The 18,466-nt window shown below is 56.5% G+C and carries 20 protein-coding genes; 11 read left to right on the forward strand and 9 right to left on the reverse strand.

Going from position 1 to position 18,466, the window contains the following annotated elements; genetic code table 11:
* Nucleotides 1-24: 24 nt before the first annotated feature.
* A complete protein-coding gene (gene dkgA / locus KB890_RS17990) occupies nucleotides 25-852 on the reverse strand; it encodes a 2,5-didehydrogluconate reductase DkgA (RefSeq protein ID WP_002916796.1) in 828 nt (275 codons plus the stop codon).
* A gap of 145 nt (nucleotides 853-997) precedes the next feature.
* A complete protein-coding gene (gene yqhD / locus KB890_RS17995) occupies nucleotides 998-2,161 on the reverse strand; it encodes an alcohol dehydrogenase (RefSeq protein ID WP_004144551.1) in 1,164 nt (387 codons plus the stop codon).
* A gap of 196 nt (nucleotides 2,162-2,357) precedes the next feature.
* Between yqhD and KB890_RS18000 the strand changes: the two genes are divergently transcribed.
* On the forward strand, nucleotides 2,358-3,257 hold the full coding sequence (locus tag KB890_RS18000; RefSeq protein ID WP_004144552.1) for an AraC family transcriptional regulator: 900 nt from the start codon (nucleotides 2,358-2,360) through the stop codon (nucleotides 3,255-3,257).
* Between the two features lie 49 nt (nucleotides 3,258-3,306).
* On the opposite strand, the gene yghB is transcribed toward KB890_RS18000, so the two are convergent.
* Nucleotides 3,307-3,966, reverse strand: a complete 660-nt coding sequence (yghB, locus tag KB890_RS18005; RefSeq protein WP_002916791.1) for a DedA family general envelope maintenance protein YghB — start codon at nucleotides 3,964-3,966, stop codon at nucleotides 3,307-3,309.
* A 131-nt stretch (nucleotides 3,967-4,097) separates the two neighbouring features.
* Complete coding sequence (gene metC / locus KB890_RS18010; RefSeq protein WP_004149836.1) at nucleotides 4,098-5,285, reverse strand: cystathionine beta-lyase; 1,188 nt, start codon at nucleotides 5,283-5,285, stop codon at nucleotides 4,098-4,100.
* A gap of 250 nt (nucleotides 5,286-5,535) precedes the next feature.
* On the opposite strand from metC, the gene exbB reads away from it, so the two are divergent.
* The 7 genes from exbB (at nucleotide 5,536) to KB890_RS18045 (ending at nucleotide 11,835) form a co-directional block, all read left to right on the forward strand.
* Nucleotides 5,536-6,267 carry a tol-pal system-associated acyl-CoA thioesterase gene (gene exbB / locus KB890_RS18015; protein WP_004174395.1) on the forward strand — a complete coding sequence of 244 codons (732 nt, stop codon included), beginning with the start codon at nucleotides 5,536-5,538 and terminating at the stop codon, nucleotides 6,265-6,267.
* A 6-nt stretch (nucleotides 6,268-6,273) separates the two neighbouring features.
* A complete protein-coding gene (exbD, locus tag KB890_RS18020; protein WP_002916785.1) occupies nucleotides 6,274-6,699 on the forward strand; it encodes a TonB system transport protein ExbD in 426 nt (141 codons plus the stop codon).
* 204 nt (nucleotides 6,700-6,903) lie between these two features.
* Nucleotides 6,904-8,322 (forward strand): glycoside-pentoside-hexuronide (GPH):cation symporter, encoded by a 1,419-nt coding sequence (locus KB890_RS18025; RefSeq protein WP_002916782.1) that lies wholly within the window; start codon nucleotides 6,904-6,906, stop codon nucleotides 8,320-8,322.
* A gap of 13 nt (nucleotides 8,323-8,335) precedes the next feature.
* Nucleotides 8,336-9,859: a glycoside hydrolase family 43 protein gene (locus KB890_RS18030; protein WP_004181316.1), complete on the forward strand. Its 1,524-nt coding sequence runs from the start codon at nucleotides 8,336-8,338 to the stop codon at nucleotides 9,857-9,859.
* Between the two features lie 106 nt (nucleotides 9,860-9,965).
* On the forward strand, nucleotides 9,966-10,460 hold the full coding sequence (locus KB890_RS18035) for a TIGR00645 family protein (protein WP_004105804.1): 495 nt from the start codon (nucleotides 9,966-9,968) through the stop codon (nucleotides 10,458-10,460).
* 121 nt (nucleotides 10,461-10,581) lie between these two features.
* A complete protein-coding gene (yghX, locus tag KB890_RS18040; RefSeq protein ID WP_004144560.1) occupies nucleotides 10,582-11,469 on the forward strand; it encodes a YghX family hydrolase in 888 nt (295 codons plus the stop codon).
* 78 nt (nucleotides 11,470-11,547) lie between these two features.
* Entirely contained in the window at nucleotides 11,548-11,835 is a 288-nt protein-coding gene (locus tag KB890_RS18045) for a DUF2623 domain-containing protein (RefSeq protein ID WP_002916743.1), read from the forward strand.
* A 72-nt stretch (nucleotides 11,836-11,907) separates the two neighbouring features.
* Here KB890_RS18045 and yghU read toward each other — a convergent pair whose 3' ends face one another.
* Nucleotides 11,908-12,774 (reverse strand): glutathione-dependent disulfide-bond oxidoreductase, encoded by an 867-nt coding sequence (gene yghU / locus KB890_RS18050; RefSeq protein WP_002916742.1) that lies wholly within the window; start codon nucleotides 12,772-12,774, stop codon nucleotides 11,908-11,910.
* A 47-nt stretch (nucleotides 12,775-12,821) separates the two neighbouring features.
* Nucleotides 12,822-13,382, reverse strand: a complete 561-nt coding sequence (locus tag KB890_RS18055) for a DsbA family protein (RefSeq protein ID WP_004150918.1) — start codon at nucleotides 13,380-13,382, stop codon at nucleotides 12,822-12,824.
* 34 nt (nucleotides 13,383-13,416) lie between these two features.
* On the opposite strand from KB890_RS18055, the gene KB890_RS18060 reads away from it, so the two are divergent.
* The 3 genes from KB890_RS18060 (at nucleotide 13,417) to KB890_RS18070 (ending at nucleotide 16,793) form a co-directional block, all read left to right on the forward strand.
* Nucleotides 13,417-13,524, forward strand: coding sequence for a hypothetical protein (locus KB890_RS18060; RefSeq protein WP_032408710.1), 108 nt, complete (start codon nucleotides 13,417-13,419; stop codon nucleotides 13,522-13,524).
* A gap of 76 nt (nucleotides 13,525-13,600) precedes the next feature.
* Nucleotides 13,601-15,466 carry a bifunctional glutathionylspermidine amidase/synthase gene (gene gss / locus KB890_RS18065; protein ID WP_002916740.1) on the forward strand — a complete coding sequence of 622 codons (1,866 nt, stop codon included), beginning with the start codon at nucleotides 13,601-13,603 and terminating at the stop codon, nucleotides 15,464-15,466.
* Nucleotides 15,467-15,611: 145 nt separating this feature from the next.
* Nucleotides 15,612-16,793: an aminotransferase-like domain-containing protein gene (locus KB890_RS18070; RefSeq protein WP_004149825.1), complete on the forward strand. Its 1,182-nt coding sequence runs from the start codon at nucleotides 15,612-15,614 to the stop codon at nucleotides 16,791-16,793.
* A gap of 176 nt (nucleotides 16,794-16,969) precedes the next feature.
* Here the strand turns inward: KB890_RS18070 and KB890_RS18075 are convergent, their stop codons facing one another.
* The 3 genes from KB890_RS18075 to KB890_RS18085 form a co-directional block, all read right to left on the reverse strand.
* Nucleotides 16,970-17,158: a hypothetical protein gene (locus KB890_RS18075; protein ID WP_002916738.1), complete on the reverse strand. Its 189-nt coding sequence runs from the start codon at nucleotides 17,156-17,158 to the stop codon at nucleotides 16,970-16,972.
* Nucleotides 17,159-17,357: 199 nt separating this feature from the next.
* Complete coding sequence (locus KB890_RS18080) at nucleotides 17,358-17,702, reverse strand: hypothetical protein (RefSeq protein ID WP_004181311.1); 345 nt, start codon at nucleotides 17,700-17,702, stop codon at nucleotides 17,358-17,360.
* An 86-nt stretch (nucleotides 17,703-17,788) separates the two neighbouring features.
* Nucleotides 17,789-18,391 carry a short chain dehydrogenase gene (locus KB890_RS18085; RefSeq protein WP_004174410.1) on the reverse strand — a complete coding sequence of 201 codons (603 nt, stop codon included), beginning with the start codon at nucleotides 18,389-18,391 and terminating at the stop codon, nucleotides 17,789-17,791.
* Nucleotides 18,392-18,466: the final 75 nt, after the last annotated feature.

Below are 18,466 nucleotides of genomic sequence, written 5' to 3' on the forward strand. Positions count from 1 at the left end.
TAAAGGCGATGGCAAGAGAGAGCATTATCCGCCGAACTGATCCGGGTCAGGACCGAGACGTTTACCCTGGTCCAGCTTCGCGATCGCTCCCAGCTCATCTTTGTCGAGACGGAAGTCCCAGACGTCAAAGTTTTCCGCGATACGCGACGGCGTGACGGATTTCGGGATCACCACCAGACCGCTATCAAGATGCCAGCGGATGACGATTTGCGCCGGCGTTTTGCCGTACTTATCGGCGAGCTGGTGGATGACTTTTTGATCGAAGACGCCTTCGCCGCCCTGGGCCAGCGGGCTCCAGGATTCGGTCTGGATCTTGTGGGTGGCGTTCCACGCGTGCAGCTGACGCTGCTGCATAAGTGGATGGAGTTCTATCTGATTGATCACCGGGGCGACGCCGGTTTCATCAATCAGCTTCTGCAGATGCGGTACCTGGAAATTACACACGCCAATGCTTTTGGTCAGCCCCTGCTGCTGCAGCTCGATCAACGCCTGCCAGGCCTCGACGTAATGGCCGATAGCCGGTACCGGCCAGTGGATTAAATAGAGATCCACATAGTCCAGCTTCAGTTTGCTGAGGCTCTCTTTCAGCGCCTCGTGCGGCCGTTTTTGATCGTCGTTCCACAGCTTGGTGGTGATGAAGAGCTCATCGCGGTTGACGCCAGCGCTGTGCAGCGCATTGCCGACGCCGGTCTCATTTTGGTACGCGGCGGCGGTGTCAAAAGAGCGATAACCGACTTCCAGCGCCTTATGAATGGCGGAGACGACTTCCTCGTTGCCAGCTTTCCACACGCCGAGACCCAGCTGCGGCATCAGGTTGCCGTCGTGCAGTTTTATAACGGTTGGATGTGTCATGCCTTCCTCCTGTTAATGAACTCGGCGAAGCAGGATCCGCCGAGGGGTAGCATTAAGTCTGGACGAAATAGCTAAAAACGGTAGTAAAAACACCTCTCCCCGGCGTTTGTTTAACGTAAGGAGAGGTGAATCAGGCGGGGAGCGCTTAGCGTGCAGCCTCGTAAATACGGCGGCTGACGTCCAGGGTGATATCCTGATGTTCGCCAAGTTTAGTCATGCCGTGCTCTTCCAGTTTCGCCAGCAGCGCCGGGATGGAGCTACCGTCGAGACCGTAATCGGAAAGGCGGGTCGGCACGCCCATCTGCTCGAAGAACTGACGCGTTGCGGCGATGGCGGCATCGATACGTTGGTCGTCAGAGCCTTCGGTAATATTCCACACGCGCTCGGCATACTGCAGCAGCTTCTCGCGCTTGGCATCGCGTTTCTCATTCCACAGCGCCGGCAGCACGATAGCCAGCGTCTGGGCGTGATCCAGGCCGTGCATCGCCGTCAGCTCGTGGCCGAGCATATGCGTCGCCCAGTCCTGTGGCACGCCTGCGCCGATCAGGCCGTTCAGCGCCTGCGTCGCCGCCCACATAATATTGGCGCGCACGTTATAGTTCTCCGGTTCCTGCAGGGCTTTAGGGCCATCCTCGATCAGGGTCAGGAGAATGCCTTCGGCGAAACGGTCCTGGATTTTGCCGTCTACCGGGTAGGTCACGTACTGCTCGACGGTATGGACGAAGGCGTCAACCACGCCGTTCGCGACCTGGCGCGGCGGCAGGGTATAGGTATAAACCGGATCGAGGATCGCGAACTGCGGCTGGACGTGCGAAGACATAAACGCGCGTTTGTCGCCGGTGGTTTTCCGCGATATGACCGCGCCTTTGTTGGATTCAGAACCAGTCGCCGGCAGAGTCAGTACCGAGCCCATTGGAATGGCGCTGGCAATTTTGCTGCCATAGGTTTCCAGAATTTCCCACGGATCGATATCCGCGTCGTAGTGGGCTGCTGCAGCGATAAACTTGGTGCCATCCAGCACCGAACCGCCGCCGACCGCCAGCAGGAAGGTCACTTTCTCTTCCCGGGCGAGTTTCACCGCATTCATCAGGGTTTCGTAAGACGGGTTCGGCTCGATGCCGCCAAATTCAAGGACATCCAGGCCATTCAGAGCGGTGAGGACCTGATCCAGGACGCCTGTTTTTTTGACGCTGCCGCCGCCGTAGGTGATCAGTACGCGGGCTTCCGCCGGGATCTGTTCACGCAGCTTTTCAATCGCGCCTTTGCCAAACAGAATGCGGGTTGGGGTATGCAGGTCGAAATTATTCATTGCTTAAGTCCTCCAAAGAGTAAAACCGTCGACAGGGACGATACCGCTGCCCGATGAAGGTTATTGTGGTCCTGGCGCCGTTGACCCTCAATGCACATTCCTGCCGATGTCTTGCCTATTTCTCCATATGGCTGGAGAATTTGTAGCGGCCTGCGCACAATGTACAGGTGAAGAAACATCGGGAGAGACGGTGGCAATGCAACACGCAGAGATATGTCGGACATTAACGGAGAAGATTAACCTGCTGAAAGATAAGCACGAAATGTTAAGTTCGTTGCTGCCTGACGTCCGTTTGCTGTACGGAACGCAACCGGGGCCCCGGACGCCGGTGATGTATCAGCCGGGGATCGTTTTTCTCTTTTCGGGCCATAAAATTGGTTATATCAATGAACGGACTTTTCGCTACGATACAAACGAATATTTACTGTTGACCGTGCCGCTACCTTTCGAGTGCGAAACCTTTGCCACCCCGGAGGTGCCCCTCGCCGGGATGCGCCTGAACGTCGATATCCTGCAACTGCAAGAGCTGCTGATGGATATTGGCGAAGATCCGCTGTTTCAGCCCGCGGTCGCCTCCAGCGGGATAAACTCCGCGGTACTCTCGGAGGATATTCTGTGCGCTGCCGAACGGCTGCTTGACGTGATGGAGCGGCCGCTGGACGCACGGATCCTTGGCAAGCAAATCGTCCGCGAAATTCTGTATTATGTGCTGACGGGGCCCTGCGGCGGCGCGCTGTTGGCGCTGGTCAGCCGGCAGACCCACTTCAGCCTGATAAGCCGCGTGCTCAAGCATATCGAAAGCCAGTACACCGAAAACCTCAGCGTCGATCGGCTGGCGGCGGAAGCGAATATGAGTGTGTCAGCGTTTCACCATAATTTTAAAGCGGTGACCAGCACATCTCCTTTGCAGTATCTGAAAAACTACCGTTTGCACAAAGCACGAATGCTGATGATCCATGACGGCATGAAGGCCAGCGCGGCGGCGATGCGCGTGGGATATGAAAGCCCTTCGCAGTTCAGCCGCGAGTTTAAGCGCTACTTCGGTTTGACGCCGGGAGAAGACGCCGCGCGTATTCGCACGATGCAGGGGATGTAATACCGGGAAAGGGCGGCCGGGCGGGCGCAGGCCCCCCGGCAGATAAGCGTCAGGCGCTGCAATATTTCTTTTTAATGACCACGAACAGCGTGCCGAGCAGGCCAGCCAGCAGCAGGGCAATCGGCAGGATCATCAGACAGGTCATCACCTGATCTTCATGGCGCTTCACAAACGGGATCATGCTCAGCGCATAGCCAAGACCCGTCACCACACAGACCCACAGCAGGGCGCTCAGCCAGTTGAAGAACTGGAAGCGGCGGTTCGGCAGGCCAGAAATCCCGGCCATGGTTGGCAGCAGGGTGCGGACAAACGCCAGAAAACGGCCCGCGAGCAGCGCCAGCAGGCCGTGGCGGTCAAACATGCAGGTGGCGCGCTGATGGTACTTATGCGGCAGATGCGCCAGCCAGCCTTTCACCGTTTGCGTATTGCCCAGCCAGCGCCCTTGCACATAGCTCAGCCAGCAGCCGAGGCTGGCGGCGGCGGTCAGAATGGCGATAGTGGGCACAAAGTCCATGACGCCTTTAGCAATCAGCGCGCCGGCGAGCAGCAGCAGGCTGTCTCCCGGTAAAAAGGAGGCGGGCAGCAGCCCGTTTTCCAGAAACAGGGTCGCGAACATAACCAGATATACAACGCCCACAACGTGAGGGTTCGCCAATGCGGCAAAATCATGTTGCCACAGCGCGGCGACAATCTCTTGAATGACAACCATGGACTTTCCTAAGTGGTACCGTATTGTTGACTAGTGTACTCCTGAAGAGGCCCGAGCACCTTGATCCCGGGCGCAACAAAAGCGGCCGCTTTGCTAAAAAGCGTCCGCTATTGTTGCCACTGACTGTCACTTTACACGATACGCGCGAAGCCCGCTGCTAAATCCGCCTGCAGATCGTCAACATTTTCGAGACCAATGTGCAGGCGGATCAGCGTGCCGCTGAAGTCGACTTCAGCATCCGGTCGAATGTGAGCGATTTGCTCCGGCTGGTTGGCGAGAATCAGCGACTCAAAGCCGCCCCACGAATAGGCCATACTGAACAGGCTGAAATTGTCGAGGTACTCCGCCAGTTCGGCATCATTGAGGCGCTTGCTGAGCACAAACGAGAATAGCCCGCTGCTGCCGGTGAAATCACGTTTCCAGAACTCATGACCTTTACTGCCGGGCAGGGCGGGGTGGTTTACCCGCGCCACCTGCGGGTGCTGCGCCAGCCACTCGGCGATGCGCAGGCTGCTTTCATGATGCTGACGCAGGCGCACGCCCAGGGTGCGCAGGCCGCGGCTGGTCATATAGGCAGTATCGGCGTCCAGCATTTGCCCCATCAGGTAGGCATTTTCACGCAGCTGCGGCCAGCAGCGCGCATTCGCCACCGCGGTGCCCACCATGGCGTCGGAATGGCCGATCAGGTATTTGGTACCTGCCTGAATGGAAATATCAATGCCAAAATCCAGGGCTTTAAACAGGATCCCCGCCGCCCAGGTGTTATCGATCATGATAATCGCTTCCGGGGCGACCTGACGCACGGCGGCGACTATCGCCGGCACATCGTGCACTTCCATGGTGATCGAGCCGGGCGATTCGAGGAACACCACGCGGGTCTCAGGGCGAACCAGACGGGCGATATCGGCGCCGATTAAGGGATCGAACCAGCTGGTGGTGACGCCGAGTTTGGCGAGAATTTTGGTACAAAAGTCCTGGCTTGGCTCATAGGCGGTATTGGTCATCAGCACATGGTCGCCTTGCTCGACAAACGCCAGGATAGTGTTAGCCACCGCCGCGGCGCCGCAGGGGAAAAGGGCGCAGCCGGCGCCGCCTTCCAGCTCGCACATCGCTTCCTGCAGCGAGAAATGGGTCAGGGTGCCGCGACGACCGTAGAACAGCTCGCCGTTGGCCCGATTGCGGGTGGCGTGCTTTTTGGCCTCGACAGTGTCGAAAACCAGCGATGACGCGCGCTGGATAACGCTGTTCACTGAGCCCTGGGTGTACTTTTTGCTCCGCCCGGCGTTGACCAGCGCGGTATCAAGATGTTTATCAGCCATGTTGACGAACCTGTTTTTATACGTCTGGACGTCTAAACTAACATGAATCTGCTTTTCTGTACCAGCGCACCGCCGATACAGGCGAAAATTTTACCCGGCCCGCGGTTAGCCGCTTTTTTACTGCGTAAGCGCAAGGAAAATAAACGTGATTTGCTGCACAGTGTAAATACTAATGAGAACCACTATCAATTCGATGTCGTTTTGATATTATTGTGGGCAGATTTTGTGATTATCGTCGTGGAGATAGAGCGTGGGTAATAATTTGATGCAGGCGGATCTCTCCGTTTGGGGTATGTATCATCATGCCGATATTGTCGTTAAGGTGGTGATGATTGGCCTGATTCTGGCGTCGGTCGTCACATGGGCCATTTTCTTCGGTAAAGGGGCGGAAATCCTCGCCAGCAAGCGTCGCCTCAAACGTGAACAGCAGCAGCTGGCGGAAGCCCGCTCTCTCGATCAGGCCAGCGATATCGCCAGCGCCTTTGAGGCGAAAAGCCTCACCACCCAGCTTATCAATGAAGCGCAGAACGAACTCGAACTCTCTGCCGGTGCCGAAGACAATGAAGGCATCAAGGAACGAACCGGTTTTCGCCTTGAGCGCCGCGTTGCGGCGGTTGGTCGCCATATGGGGCGCGGTAACGGCTATCTGGCGACCATCGGCGCCATTTCCCCGTTTGTGGGTCTGTTTGGTACCGTCTGGGGCATCATGAACAGCTTTATCGGCATCGCCCAGACCCAGACCACCAATCTTGCGGTGGTAGCGCCGGGCATCGCAGAAGCGCTGCTGGCGACGGCCATCGGCCTGTTCGCCGCCATCCCGGCGGTGGTCATCTATAACATCTTCGCCCGCATGATCGGCAGCTACAAGGCCTCGCTCGGCGATGTCGCCGCTCAGGTACTCCTGCTGCAAAGCCGCGATCTGGACCTCAGCGCCAGCGGCGTGAAGCCGGTGCGCAGCGCGCAGAAATTACGGGTAGGTTGATCGGCTATGGCGATGCGTCTTAATGAAAATCTGGACGATAACGGCGAAATGCATGAGATCAACGTGACGCCGTTTATCGACGTCATGCTGGTTCTGCTGATTATCTTTATGGTGGCCGCGCCGCTGGCGACGGTCGACGTGAAGGTCAATCTGCCGGCCTCCTCCAGCCAGCCGCAACCGCGACCGGAAAAACCCATCTACCTGTCGGTGAAGGCGGATAAGAGCATGTTCCTCGGCAACGACCCGGTTACCGAAGCGAATATGATTAACGCCCTGGATAGCCTGACCGCCGGCAAAAAAGATACCACTGTCTTCTTCCGCGCGGATAAAACCGTCGATTACGAGACGATGATGAAAGTGATGGATACCCTGCATCAGGCGGGCTATCTCAAGATCGGGCTGGTGGGCGAAGAGACCGTCAAAGCGAAGTAACCTCCCCCTTTCCACTTTTCTTCTCAGGCTGGCCTTGCGCCAGCTTTTTAATAGGTGACGCAATAACTTGTAAGACCAATCTTATAGATGTGTGACAACTTTCTCAGTTAACAGAAAACATAAACCCGATGCGAAAAATGACAATAGGATAGTTTTTATCCTGCCTCTACAGTGAATACCACTTCATCTGAGAGGGATTATATTGTGAATCACGATAATAAACTGTCATTTGCGGAGAAGCTGGGATATGGCATGGGGGATGCAGCCTGCGGTATCGTTTACTCTTCGGTAACCATGTTTCTGACATGGTTTTATACGGATATTTACGGGCTTTCTGCTGCCGCAGTCGGAGTGATGTTCCTGGTGACGCGGGTTCTGGATGCGATTACCGATCCGCTAACCGGCATTGTTGCAGACCGTGTAAAGACCCGCTGGGGCCATTTTCGCCCGTGGCTTATCTGGTTTGCCGTACCTTATGCCGTGCTGGCGGTAATGACCTTCACGACTCCGGAATTTGGCGCATCGGGTAAACTGGTTTATGCCTACCTGACCTACACCTTACTCATGCTGTGTTACACCTTTATCAATATTCCCTACTGCGCATTGGGCGGAGTCATTACGCGTGATGAGAAGGATCGCCTTTCAGCCCAGTCATATCGTTTTACGATCTCATCTCTGGCCGGTCTGATGGTTTCTGTCGCAACCCTGTTCCTGGTGGATTTTTTCGGTAAAGAAAATAAGCAGTTTGGTTTTCAGGCGACAATGGGAATCATGGGCGCGATCGCTATTGTAATGCTGGCTTTTTGCTTCTTCTCTACCAAAGAACGCGTGGCTCCAGCTGTTGAACAGCAGGGGAGCATACGCGAAGACCTCCGTCAGCTGCTGGCGAATGACCAGTGGCGTATTGTGGCGATAATTACTTTTTTCTCCAGTATGGCCGGGGTTATGCGCAGCGCCGCCACGCTCTATTATGCAACCTACCTGATGTTAGGCGGTGTGGAGTCAGCAGCGGGAACGGCCATGAAATCAGCATTTGTTTCCACCAGCGTCGTTGGCACGATTATCGGCAGCATCGCCGCCGGATGGCTGGCCAAGCGCTATCGCGCGGTATCGCTGTTTAAAAATATCAACCTCCTGCTGGTCCTGGTTGGCGTCGTAATGTTCTTTGTGCCGCCGACCTGGCTGCCGGTGGTGTTCCCTTTATACTTCCTGGTCGGCTTCTTCCATCAGATGTACCAGCCGTTTAAATGGAACATGATGGCCAACGCTGCCGATTATGGCGAATGGAAGTTTGGCCGTCGCATCACGGGTTTATCCTATTCCGGTAATCTGTTTGCTTTGAAAATGGGCATGGCGGTTGCTGGCGCCGCCGTAGGTTTTTCGCTTGGGCTATTTGGCTATCAGGCGGGCGTAACGGCGCAGACTCCGCTGGCGACAATGGGAATTGTGGGGCTGTTAACCCTCGGTCCATCACTATCTTACCTGCTCCTGTGGTGGCTGGCGCGTTTCTATAAACTGGATGACAAAATGATGCAGACAATTCAGCGCGAGCTGTCCATGCGTCAGCAGCAGGGGCATTCAGAGACGCATTTGCCGCTAAACGCCGTTCCGGAAAAGGCCTGAGGAGATGCGAAATATGACCCCTTCTGAATACCAGAATCCTATCTTATGCGCCGATTATTCCGACCCGGATATCGTGCGCGTAGGCGATGATTTCTTTATGGTCTCTTCCAGTTTTAACCATGTGCCCGCTTTACCGATCCTGCATTCAACGGACCTGGTTAATTGGACTATCATCAACCACGTTATGGATGAACTGCCGCTACCTGGTTATGACCGGTATCAGCCGGGTAAGGGCGTATGGGCGCCGTCGATTCGCTGGCACGATGGCAAGCTGTGGGTCTGCTTCAGCACGCCAGATGAAGGTATTTTTATCTGCCATACCGAGGATCCGTGGGGGAAATGGAGCGCTCCGCACTGCCTGCGCGAGGCCAGAGGTTGGATAGATCCCTGCCCGTTCTGGGACGACAATGGTCAGGCCTGGTTGGTACATGCCTTCGCCCATAGCCGCAGCGGCATCAAGCATAAACTGCAGTTGTTTGCGATGGCGCCGGACGCCAGCGAATTGCTGGGCGAAGGGCAGATTATCTATGACGGCTGCTGCGATTTACCTACCCTTGAGGGGCCAAAGGTTTATCAACGCGCCGGTTGGTACTACATCTTTGCTCCTGCGGGCGGGGTTGAAAATGGCTGGCAGACGGTACTGCGCGCGCGCCAGATGACGGGGCCCTGGGAAGCCAAAAACGTGCTTTTCCAGGGAAACACCTCGATAAACGGACCACATCAGGGCGGCTGGGTGGAGGGTGAGGAGGGCGAATGCTGGTTTGTTCATTTCCAGGACTTACACCTCTATGGCCGCGTGGTTCACCTCCAGCCGATGTCCTGGGGTAACGATGGCTGGCCGCGTATCGGTGAGCAGATTGGCAACTGCGGCGTCGGACAGCCGGTTTTACGTTGGCCGCGTCCTAAAGGGTTAACGCCTTCACCGGCAATGGCGCCGCAAACCAGCGACTATTTTGCGCAAGGCCAACCGGGAATACAGTGGCAGTGGCAGGCTAACCCCAGCCCTGAGTGGCTGCTGCCGGCGGAAGGCGAACTTCGATTACGCTGCGTCCCATTATCCGAAGTCGATGGACAGAGAGCGTTATACTGGGCGCCGCAGCTGTTGCTGCAGAAATTCCCGGCGCTAACTTTTAGCGCGAAAACAAGCGTAACGTTATATGCCGCTCAGGACGGTGATGCCGGAGGCCTGATCGTATACGGCGAACGCTACGCCGCTTTGCTGGTGGAGTTTGGGCAAGGGGGTTACCGGCTCGTGTGGCGACACGGTTGGATGAGCGATGCGGGCGTGGTGCGCGAAACTCGTCAGGTTCTTGCTGAGCTTAAGTGCGGCAAGTGTCAGCTGCAGGTGGCCGTAGGCGAAGGCGGCCTGTGTCAATTTTCCTGGCGAGCCGAGGAGGAGTGGCGGAAGGTTCCTCTTTGTTTTGCTGCCGGGAAGGGAAAATGGGTCGGCGCGAAATTTGGCCTGCTGGCTGCTTCAATGGTTGGCCTACAAAGCGAGGGCTATTCCGCTTTGCAGGACTTTGAGGTCATACTTTAAAGAAACCGTTTCTGGCCGCCTGCAGATGACGCTGGCGGCTGATGTTGCATAAGCGTTACCCTGTTGCGATATAATGGCGGCCGTTTATGTTAACTGACAGGATCTTATGGAACGCTTTCTGGAAAATGCTATGTACGCCTCGCGCTGGCTGCTGGCGCCGGTTTATTTTGGCCTCTCGCTCGGTCTGATTGCGCTGACCATCAAATTTTTTCAGGAGATCTTCCACATACTGCCGCATATTTTTAGCGTCAGCGAGTCGGATATGATTCTGACCCTGCTGTCGCTGGTGGATATGACCCTGGTGGGCGGTTTGCTGGTGATGGTGATGTTCTCCGGGTATGAAAATTTTGTCTCGCAGCTGGATATTAACGAGGGTAAAGAAAAACTCAGCTGGCTGGGCAAAATGGACGCGACTTCGCTGAAAAATAAGGTTGCCGCCTCCATCGTGGCGATCTCCTCTATTCACCTGCTGCGGGTGTTTATGGATGCGAAAAACGTCCCGGACAATAAGCTGATGTGGTACGTGATTATCCACCTGACCTTCGTGCTTTCGGCCTTTGTGATGGGCTACCTTGATCGTCTGACCAAAGTGAAACACTGATCCCTTCTCTCCCGGCGGTGTTAGCCGCTGGGCTGTTTCTCCCCGTTTAATGCTTTTCTGGGCTGGCGTATGTCCGGGCTTCTGCTTTGCTTAAAGAGCGCTTAACAACGGAGGCAGGGTGATGACGCGATTAACGGCCAAAGATTTCCCGCAGCAGTTGCTCGAATATTATGACTACTATGCCCACGGCAAAATCAGTAAACGCGAGTTTCTCCAGCTGGCGGGGAAATATACTGTCGGCGGGATGACCGCGCTGGCGCTGTTTAATCTGCTGAAGCCCGACTATGCCCTGGCAGAGCAGGTACCGTTCACCGACCCGGATATCCGCCCGGAGTATATTCATTATCCCTCTCCTGACGGTCACGGCGAAGTGCGGGCTTACCTGGTGACGCCGACAAAAATAGCCGACAAAGCGCCCGCTGTGGTGGTGGTGCATGAGAACCGCGGCCTGAACCCCTATATTGAAGATGTAGCCCGGCGGGTAGCGAAAGCGGGGTATATCGCGCTGGCGCCGGATGGCCTGAGCGCCGTCGGCGGCTATCCGGGGAATGATGATGAAGGCCGCGCCCTACAGCAAAAAGTCGATCCCGTGAAGCTGATGAATGATTTTTTTGCGGCGGTCGCGTTTATGGCGAACTATCCACAGGCGACGGGGAAGGTCGGTATCACCGGTTTTTGCTACGGCGGCGGCGTCAGCAACGCGGCGGCGGTGGCGATCCCGGAGCTGGCCTGCGCGGTGCCGTTTTACGGTCGCCAGCCGCCGCTGAAGGAGGTTGATAAAATTAAAGCACCGCTGCTGCTGCACTATGCCGGCCTCGATAGCGGCATTAATGAAGGCTGGCCTGCCTATGAACAGGCGTTGAAGGAACACCATAAAGTCTACGAGGCCTATTTCTATCAGGGCGTGAATCACGGCTTTCATAATGATTCCACGCCGCGCTACGATCGGGCTGCGGCTGATCTGGCCTGGCAACGCACGCTGGCATGGTTTGAGAAGTATTTACGCTAGTGCAACCGTCATAAATAGCGCTACCGCTCGCTCAAAAAAACGCTATATAATTTATTATATAACGATTGGGAGGGCGCGATGGAAAATCATTTTGGCAAAGGCTTAATGGCGGGGCTACAGGCATCCTATGCTGACACCGCCGCGCATGCGGCGAATTTTTGCGCCGACTATAAACGCGGGTTTGTGCTCGGCTACTCGCACCGCATGTTTGAAAAAACCGGCGACCGCCAGCTCAGCGCCTGGGAAGCGGGGATCCTCACCCGTCGCTATGGCCTGGACAGGGATATGGTGATGGATTTCTTCAAAGAAGGTGGGTCGGGTATGGCGATGCGCTATTTTCTGGCGGGCTATCGGCTGGAAAGCTAAACAGGACGGCTTCGCAGGCGGAACCGTCCTGTGGTGGGAACCCTTTCCCGTCAACGGGAAAGGGTGAAGACCTTACGCCTGGCGCTTATCTTCCGTTTGGGTGTCAAAGTCGCGGGCGTCATGGCGCTCATGCAGCTGCTCATTGAGCGGGCCGTTGGTGCGGTTGACGATGCGTCCGCGCTTGACGGCCGGGCGGTTGCCGACATCCTGCGCCCAGCGCAGCACGTTTTTATAGCTCCCGGCGTCGAGGAACTCCGCCGCGTTATAGACATTGCCCAGCACTACGTTGCCATACCACGGCCAGACAGCCATATCGGCGATGGTGTACTCCTCGCCGGCCACATAGCGACCGCGGGCGAGCTGTTTGTCCAGCACGTCGAGCTGGCGTTTAGCTTCCATCGTAAAGCGGTCGATCGCGTACTCGATCTTCACTGGCGCATAGTTATAGAAGTGGCCGAAGCCGCCGCCGAGGAACGGCGCCGCGCCCTGCAGCCAGAACAGCCAGTTGAGGGTTTCGGTGCGACCGGCAGGATCTTTCGGCAGGAAGAAACCAAATTTTTCCGCCAGATAGAGAAGAATGTTGCCGGACTCAAATACCCGGGTCGGCGGCGTGGTGGAATGGTCGCTGAGGGCCGGGATCTTCGAGTTCGGGTTGATCTCGACAAAGCCGCTGGAAAACTGATCCCCTTCGCCAATGCGTATCAGCCAGGCGTCGTACTCCGCGCCGCTGACGCCCAGCGCCAGCAGCTCTTCCAGCATGATCGTCACCTTCTGGCCGTTGGGCGTGCCGAGTGAGTATAGCTGGAGCGGATGGGTTCCCACCGGCAGGACGCGTTCATGAGTCGCGCCGGAAACGGGACGGTTGATGTTGGCGAACGCGCCGCCGCTGTTTTGCTTCCATTCCCACACTTTTGGTGGCTGGTAGTTTTGCTCTGACATGCTGGTTTGCCTTTTTCGTGGATGTACAAAAAGTGTAGCAGGTGACCTCAGGCCATAATCCGCGCGGCCCACACGCTGACATCATCGCCGCTGCCCAGATCCGGCTGCACCAGGCCGTTGACCATAAAGGTCGGCGAGACATGGATGCCGTTCTGACGGGCGTATTTACTGTGCCACTTGATCACGTCCTGCAGCTCCGGGCGGGCAAAGGCGGCCCCCAGCAGCACGTGACTGTAGCGTTCAATGCGCTCAATGATTTGCTGCGGCGTGGCGTTCATATTCGGCCCGCTGCAGTGATCGGTAAACTCAAACTCTTCCCGATGGTCGGCCACGGCCTGCATCACCTTATGCGCCTGCTCTCTGCCGTGCGGCAGGGTGGACGCGGCGAGGATGCAGCGGACGATAACCCCGGAGAACAGATGCCACGGCTGCGACTGCAGGCGTATCTTGATGGTCACGTTATCGGCGCCGACCTCATCGAGCAGATCGTCGAGTTTATTAAACGCGCGGACAGAGTAGGGGCAGGTGGGCTCAAGGAACACCTCAAACGTCCGCGGGCCGTGTCCCCAGACCAGCGGTTGGGCATTCAGATGCGAGGGTGTGCTCATTGTCGACTCCTGATGTTGCGTTGTTTTTTGTTATATCACCGATAACGATATCACTTTTGTTTCCGGCTGCAGGGTTAATTTCCTTAACGGCACGATTAGCGAAACGAATGAGTGGTATCATCGTTACACCTCTGTCTGGTAAGTGCCTGCGGCAGGATAAGAAGAGGGAGTTTTGTTTCGCCAACTGCCCGGGCTGCATTAATTTGAGGTCAGGCTAAATGAGCAAAGGATCGACAAGCAGTGACGCCCCGTTTGGGACATTGTTAGGCTATGCACCCGGTGGCGTAGCGATTTATTCATCGAATTACAGTAGCTTAAATCCGCAGGACTACCCGGATGACGCGACGTTTCGCAGCTACATCGGTAATGAGTATATGGGGCATAAATGGCAGTGCGTGGAGTTTGCGCGCCGCTTTCTGTTCCTGACCTATGGCTTTGTCTTCACCGATGTGGGGATGGCTTATGAAATCTTCTCCCTGCGTTTCCTGCGCGAAGTGGTCAATGACAATATTCTGCCGCTGCAGGCCTTCGCCAACGGCTCCCGCCGTCCGCCTATCGCTGGTTCGCTGCTGATCTGGCAGAAGGGGGGCGAGTTTAAGCACACCGGCCATGTGGCGGTGATCACCCAGCTTGTCGGCAATAAGGTGCGTATCGCCGAGCAGAACGTGATTCACTCGCCGCTGCCGCAGGGCCAGCAGTGGACCCGCGAGCTGACCCTCGAGGTCAACGACGGCCGGTACACCATCAAAGATACCTTTGCCGATACCGAAATTTTAGGCTGGATGATCCAGACCGCCGATACCGAACACAGCCTGCCGCAGCCGGTGCTGCCGGGCGAGGCGATGGCCATCAAAGGCGCGCGGCTGCCAAACAACGGCCAGTTTCGCGGTAAATGGCTGAACGAGAAAGACCCGCTGCAGAAAGCCTACGTGGCAGCCAACGGTCATTTCATCAACCAGGATCCCTATCAGTATTTCACCATCAGCGAAAGTGCCGAACAGGAGCTGATCAAAGCCACCAACGAGCTGCACCTGATGTATCTGCACGCCACCGATAAGGTGATGAAGGATGACAACCTGCTGGCGCTGTTCGATATTCCGAAAATTCTCTGGCCTCGTCTGCGCCTCTCGTGGCAGCGCCGCCGTCATCATATGATCACCGGGCGCATGGATTTTTGCATGGACGAGCGCGGGCTGAAGGTGTACGAGTACAATGCCGATTCCGCTTCCTGCCATACCGAAGGCGGGCTGATCCTCGAACAGTGGCTGAAGCAGGGCTACTACGGCACCGGCCACAATCCGGCGGAAGGTCTGCTCGATGAGCTGGCGGGGGCGTGGAAACACAGCCGGGCGCGGCCCTTCGTCCACATCATGCAGGACAAGGATCTGGAAGAGAACTACCACGCGCAGTTTATTCAGCGTTCGCTGACCCAGGCCGGTTTTGAGAGCAAAATTCTCTTTGGCCTTGATGAGCTGCGCTGGGACGCTGCCGGTCAGCTGATCGACGCCGACGGGCGGCTGGTCAACTGCGTCTGGAAAACCTGGGCATGGGAAACCGCCATTGAGCAGGTGCGCGAAGTCAGCGCCGAGGAGTACGCGGCGGTACCGATTCGTACCGGACATCCGCAGAATGAGGTGCGGCTGATTGACGTCCTGCTGCGTCCTGAAGTATTGGTATTCGAACCCCTGTGGACGGTGATCCCCGGCAACAAAGCCATTCTGCCGGTGCTGTGGTCGCTGTTCCCGCATCATCGCTATCTGCTGGATACCGATTTTGAGGTTAACGACGAGCTGGCGAAAACCGGCTATGCGGTGAAGCCTATTTCCGGGCGCTGCGGCAACAATATCGACCTGATCGGCCCTCAGGATGAACTTCTGGATAAGACCAGCGGCCAGTTTGTCGATCGCAAGAATATCTACCAGCAGCTGTGGTGCCTGCCGAAAGTGGACGGTAAGTACATTCAGGTGTGCACATTTACCGTCGGCGGTAACTACGGCGGTACCTGCCTGCGCGGCGATTCGTCGCTGGTGGTGAAAAAAGAGAGCGATATCGAGCCGTTAATCGTTTTGAAAGACAAAGCATGACGTACGAAACCCGGGTAGCGGCATACCCCTGTCCGGGTGACAACGTACTGAAAAGGATAGCCCCGGCATGGTAAGCGCTGCCGGGGAGCACCTGCAACAAAGCCAAGATAATTAACACAACAACAAGACAGAAAAGGAAAATAGTATGCACGATCGGCGTCTCGCCGCCCGCGCGGGTGAACTCAAGCCCTCCGCCGTCCGCGAACTTCTCAAGCACAGTAAACTGCCCGGCGTGATTTCGCTTGGCGGCGGCATTCCGGCCCCGGAACTGTTTGATACCGAAGGCCTGGAGCTGGCGGTGCAGAAGGTGATGAGCGAGCGTTTTAATGACGCATTCCAGTACGGTCTGACGGAAGGCTACCCGCCGCTGCGCCAGGCGGTGAGTGAAATTTGCCACTCCCGTGGCGTCGCCTGTTCAGCCGCCCAGGTCTATATCACCTCCGGCTCCCAGCAATCGCTGGATATCGTTGCCCGTACGCTGCTCGATCCGGGCGATACTATCGTCGTTGAGCGTCCCACTTATCTGGCGGCGCTGCAGGTATTTCAGCTGGCGCAGGCCAATATTCTCAGCGTTGACACCGACGATGACGGGATGCTGGTGGAGCAGCTGGCCGACCTGCTGGAGACCACCCGCGTCAAAGCTGTTTACCTGGTGCCGACGTTCGGCAATCCCGGCGGCAAAACGCTGAGCGAGGCGCGTCGTCGCCGGCTGGTTGAGCTGGCGAAAAAATATGATTTCGTCATTCTGGAAGACGATCCCTACGGCGAAATTAGCTTTACTGACGCCGTTCGGCGCCCGCTCTATCAGCATGCTGTCGAGCTGGGCTGTGAAGATCAGGTGGTTTACACGTCGACCTTTTCGAAGATCCTCGCGCCGGGAATGCGCATCGGCTGGATCGTCATGCCGGACTGGCTGGCGCAGCAGACGGTGATTGTGAAGCAGGCGGCGGATCTGCATACCAATATGCTGTCGCAGGTGATCACTGCGGAATACCTCAGTCTGAACCGGCTGGATAACCAGATTGCGTTGATTCGCGAAGACTACCGCAAGAAGTGCGTGGCGCTGGCCGATGCGCTGGAAAGCCGCCTTGGCGAGCACCTGGAATTCAGCCGCCCGCAGGGGGGGATGTTCCTGTGGGCGCGTTTCCGCTATCCGTTCGATACCATGGAATGGATGAAGAAAACGCTGGAAAACGGCGTGGTGTACGTCCCGGGTGAAGCGTTCTATCACGATAAGCCGGATACCCGTACCCTGCGTCTTTCTTACTCCACGGTGTCAGAAGCCGGATTGCTGACGGCCGTTGAGCGGCTGGCGGCCTCCCTGTAACGTCTCTGCTGTGCGCCGCTTTTCGGCGGCGCGCAGCCCTGCGTGACGTTAACGTCCAGCGCAGGGTCAATCCGTTTCGGCGATCCGGTCATCGAGCCAGACCAGCATCAGCGCTGCGAGAAAAGCCAGCGCAAAGGTTCCAATAAACAACCACATAGACGTCCCTCGCGGGTTAATTATTTTGCTGATTCTACCGGAGAGCGATCGTTGCGGTCGGCGATGGAGATTTTAGTTCCGGCGGAATGGCTGGCGAGAGAGAAAAAGTCATCGGCATCAATATCGAAGTTAAGAATAATTTCCCTGTATTTTCCACCGTTAATTAACGCTTTGGCTTCTTTAACACTACTGGCAATAATGACAGGCATCAGTTTTATCTCATTTTGAAAACTGTGAAGCAAAATAAGAGTTAGTTCGTACCAGATCAACTACTTTTTATCGTATTCCGCCGCAGAAAAAACGTCGTACTGTGACGCGACGACGACCGGATATTTTGTGACAGCGATCCGGTCATCAACAGCACAATCTTATTCGACGCTGGCGATATGCTGCAATTTTGCCAACTCGTCAGGATGATTTCCCCTGTTGTTTTTCGCGCAATATCTCGCCGCAGCGCTGCTTGTCCTGACGCAGCGCCTGCTGTTCCTGCGGGCTGAGCTGGCGCCAGGTATCCAGCATCCGCTGCCCCAGCGCCGGAAGGTAATGGGTTTTATGCAGCGCGTAGTCAGAATTTCCCCCCTCGACGATATTCTGCATATCGTGGAGGAACTGGCGGCTGTCGTCATGATCGATTATGCAAAATACCGCCCGGTAGTAAGCTTCATCTTCCTCGGTGTAATGCGGGGTGAACCACCAGATCAGCAGCGCGATAAGCGCCAGTAGCGGGATAATTAAGGATAATTTTTTCAACATCAGTTTTTCGGCCGGAGACAATCAGCCGTCAGTGTACCTGCAACGACGGCCTGATGTAAGCGCCGGCCCCGGCGGGCCGGCACAGGCTAGTAGCCGACCGGGTAGATGCGGCCGGTCTGAACGCCTTCAATGCTGCGGCGATAGGCCTGCGCCACGGCGGCGGCGGGAACGCTGGGGAAGCCCGGGAAAAAGTCGCCGTAGGCTGCCAGCGACTCGCTGAGCACGGTGGGGCTGATGAGATTGATGCGGATCCCGCGCGGCAGCTCGCAGGCGGCGGCGCGGACAAAGCCTTCCAGACCGGCGTTGACCGTCGTGGCATTGACCCCCTGAGCAATGGGTTCCTGCGCGACGATACCGCTGACCAGGGTAATCGACCCGCCGTCGCGCAGAAAATGCTGGCCGACCAGCGCCAGGCGAATTTGCCCCAGCAGCTTGTCCTGCAGACCGAGGTTGAACTGGCTGTCGGTCATGGTGCTTAACGGCCCAAAGTGCAGATTGCCGGTGGTGGAGACGATGGCATCTACTTCACCCGTTTGGGCAAATAGCGCCTCGACGCTCTCCTGCGAGGTGATATCCACCTGATAATCTCCCCGGGTGCGGCCGACGCGGATAACCTCATGTCTCTGACTCAGTTCTTCGCTGACCGCGCGACCGATGGTGCCGCTGGCACCGATAACGATAATTTTCATGGCAGACTCCTGATGAGGTGAGAGGCTATTTTTTAATAAAAGTAATCTCGGATAAACTGGCTAAAAGTTAGAACA

The organism is Klebsiella sp. P1954 (assembly GCF_018199955.1).
GTDB classification, from domain to species: domain Bacteria; phylum Pseudomonadota; class Gammaproteobacteria; order Enterobacterales; family Enterobacteriaceae; genus Klebsiella; species Klebsiella pneumoniae.

What these genes read in the sequence shown, in the direction of transcription:
- dkgA (WP_002916796.1), bottom strand. Translation starts at nt 852, where the DNA reads ATGACACATCCAACCGTTATAAAACTGCACGACGGCAACCTGATGCCG.
- yqhD (WP_004144551.1), bottom strand. Translation starts at nt 2,161, where the DNA reads ATGAATAATTTCGACCTGCATACCCCAACCCGCATTCTGTTTGGCAAA.
- KB890_RS18000 (WP_004144552.1), top strand. Translation starts at nt 2,358, where the DNA reads ATGCAACACGCAGAGATATGTCGGACATTAACGGAGAAGATTAACCTG.
- yghB (WP_002916791.1), bottom strand. Translation starts at nt 3,966, where the DNA reads ATGGTTGTCATTCAAGAGATTGTCGCCGCGCTGTGGCAACATGATTTT.
- metC (WP_004149836.1), bottom strand. Translation starts at nt 5,285, where the DNA reads ATGGCTGATAAACATCTTGATACCGCGCTGGTCAACGCCGGGCGGAGC.
- exbD (WP_002916785.1), top strand. Translation starts at nt 6,274, where the DNA reads ATGGCGATGCGTCTTAATGAAAATCTGGACGATAACGGCGAAATGCAT.
- KB890_RS18030 (WP_004181316.1), top strand. Translation starts at nt 8,336, where the DNA reads ATGACCCCTTCTGAATACCAGAATCCTATCTTATGCGCCGATTATTCC.
- KB890_RS18035 (WP_004105804.1), top strand. Translation starts at nt 9,966, where the DNA reads ATGGAACGCTTTCTGGAAAATGCTATGTACGCCTCGCGCTGGCTGCTG.
- yghX (WP_004144560.1), top strand. Translation starts at nt 10,582, where the DNA reads ATGACGCGATTAACGGCCAAAGATTTCCCGCAGCAGTTGCTCGAATAT.
- KB890_RS18045 (WP_002916743.1), top strand. Translation starts at nt 11,548, where the DNA reads ATGGAAAATCATTTTGGCAAAGGCTTAATGGCGGGGCTACAGGCATCC.
- yghU (WP_002916742.1), bottom strand. Translation starts at nt 12,774, where the DNA reads ATGTCAGAGCAAAACTACCAGCCACCAAAAGTGTGGGAATGGAAGCAA.
- KB890_RS18055 (WP_004150918.1), bottom strand. Translation starts at nt 13,382, where the DNA reads ATGAGCACACCCTCGCATCTGAATGCCCAACCGCTGGTCTGGGGACAC.
- gss (WP_002916740.1), top strand. Translation starts at nt 13,601, where the DNA reads ATGAGCAAAGGATCGACAAGCAGTGACGCCCCGTTTGGGACATTGTTA.
- KB890_RS18070 (WP_004149825.1), top strand. Translation starts at nt 15,612, where the DNA reads ATGCACGATCGGCGTCTCGCCGCCCGCGCGGGTGAACTCAAGCCCTCC.
- KB890_RS18075 (WP_002916738.1), bottom strand. Translation starts at nt 17,158, where the DNA reads ATGCCTGTCATTATTGCCAGTAGTGTTAAAGAAGCCAAAGCGTTAATT.
- KB890_RS18080 (WP_004181311.1), bottom strand. Translation starts at nt 17,702, where the DNA reads ATGTTGAAAAAATTATCCTTAATTATCCCGCTACTGGCGCTTATCGCG.
- KB890_RS18085 (WP_004174410.1), bottom strand. Translation starts at nt 18,391, where the DNA reads ATGAAAATTATCGTTATCGGTGCCAGCGGCACCATCGGTCGCGCGGTC.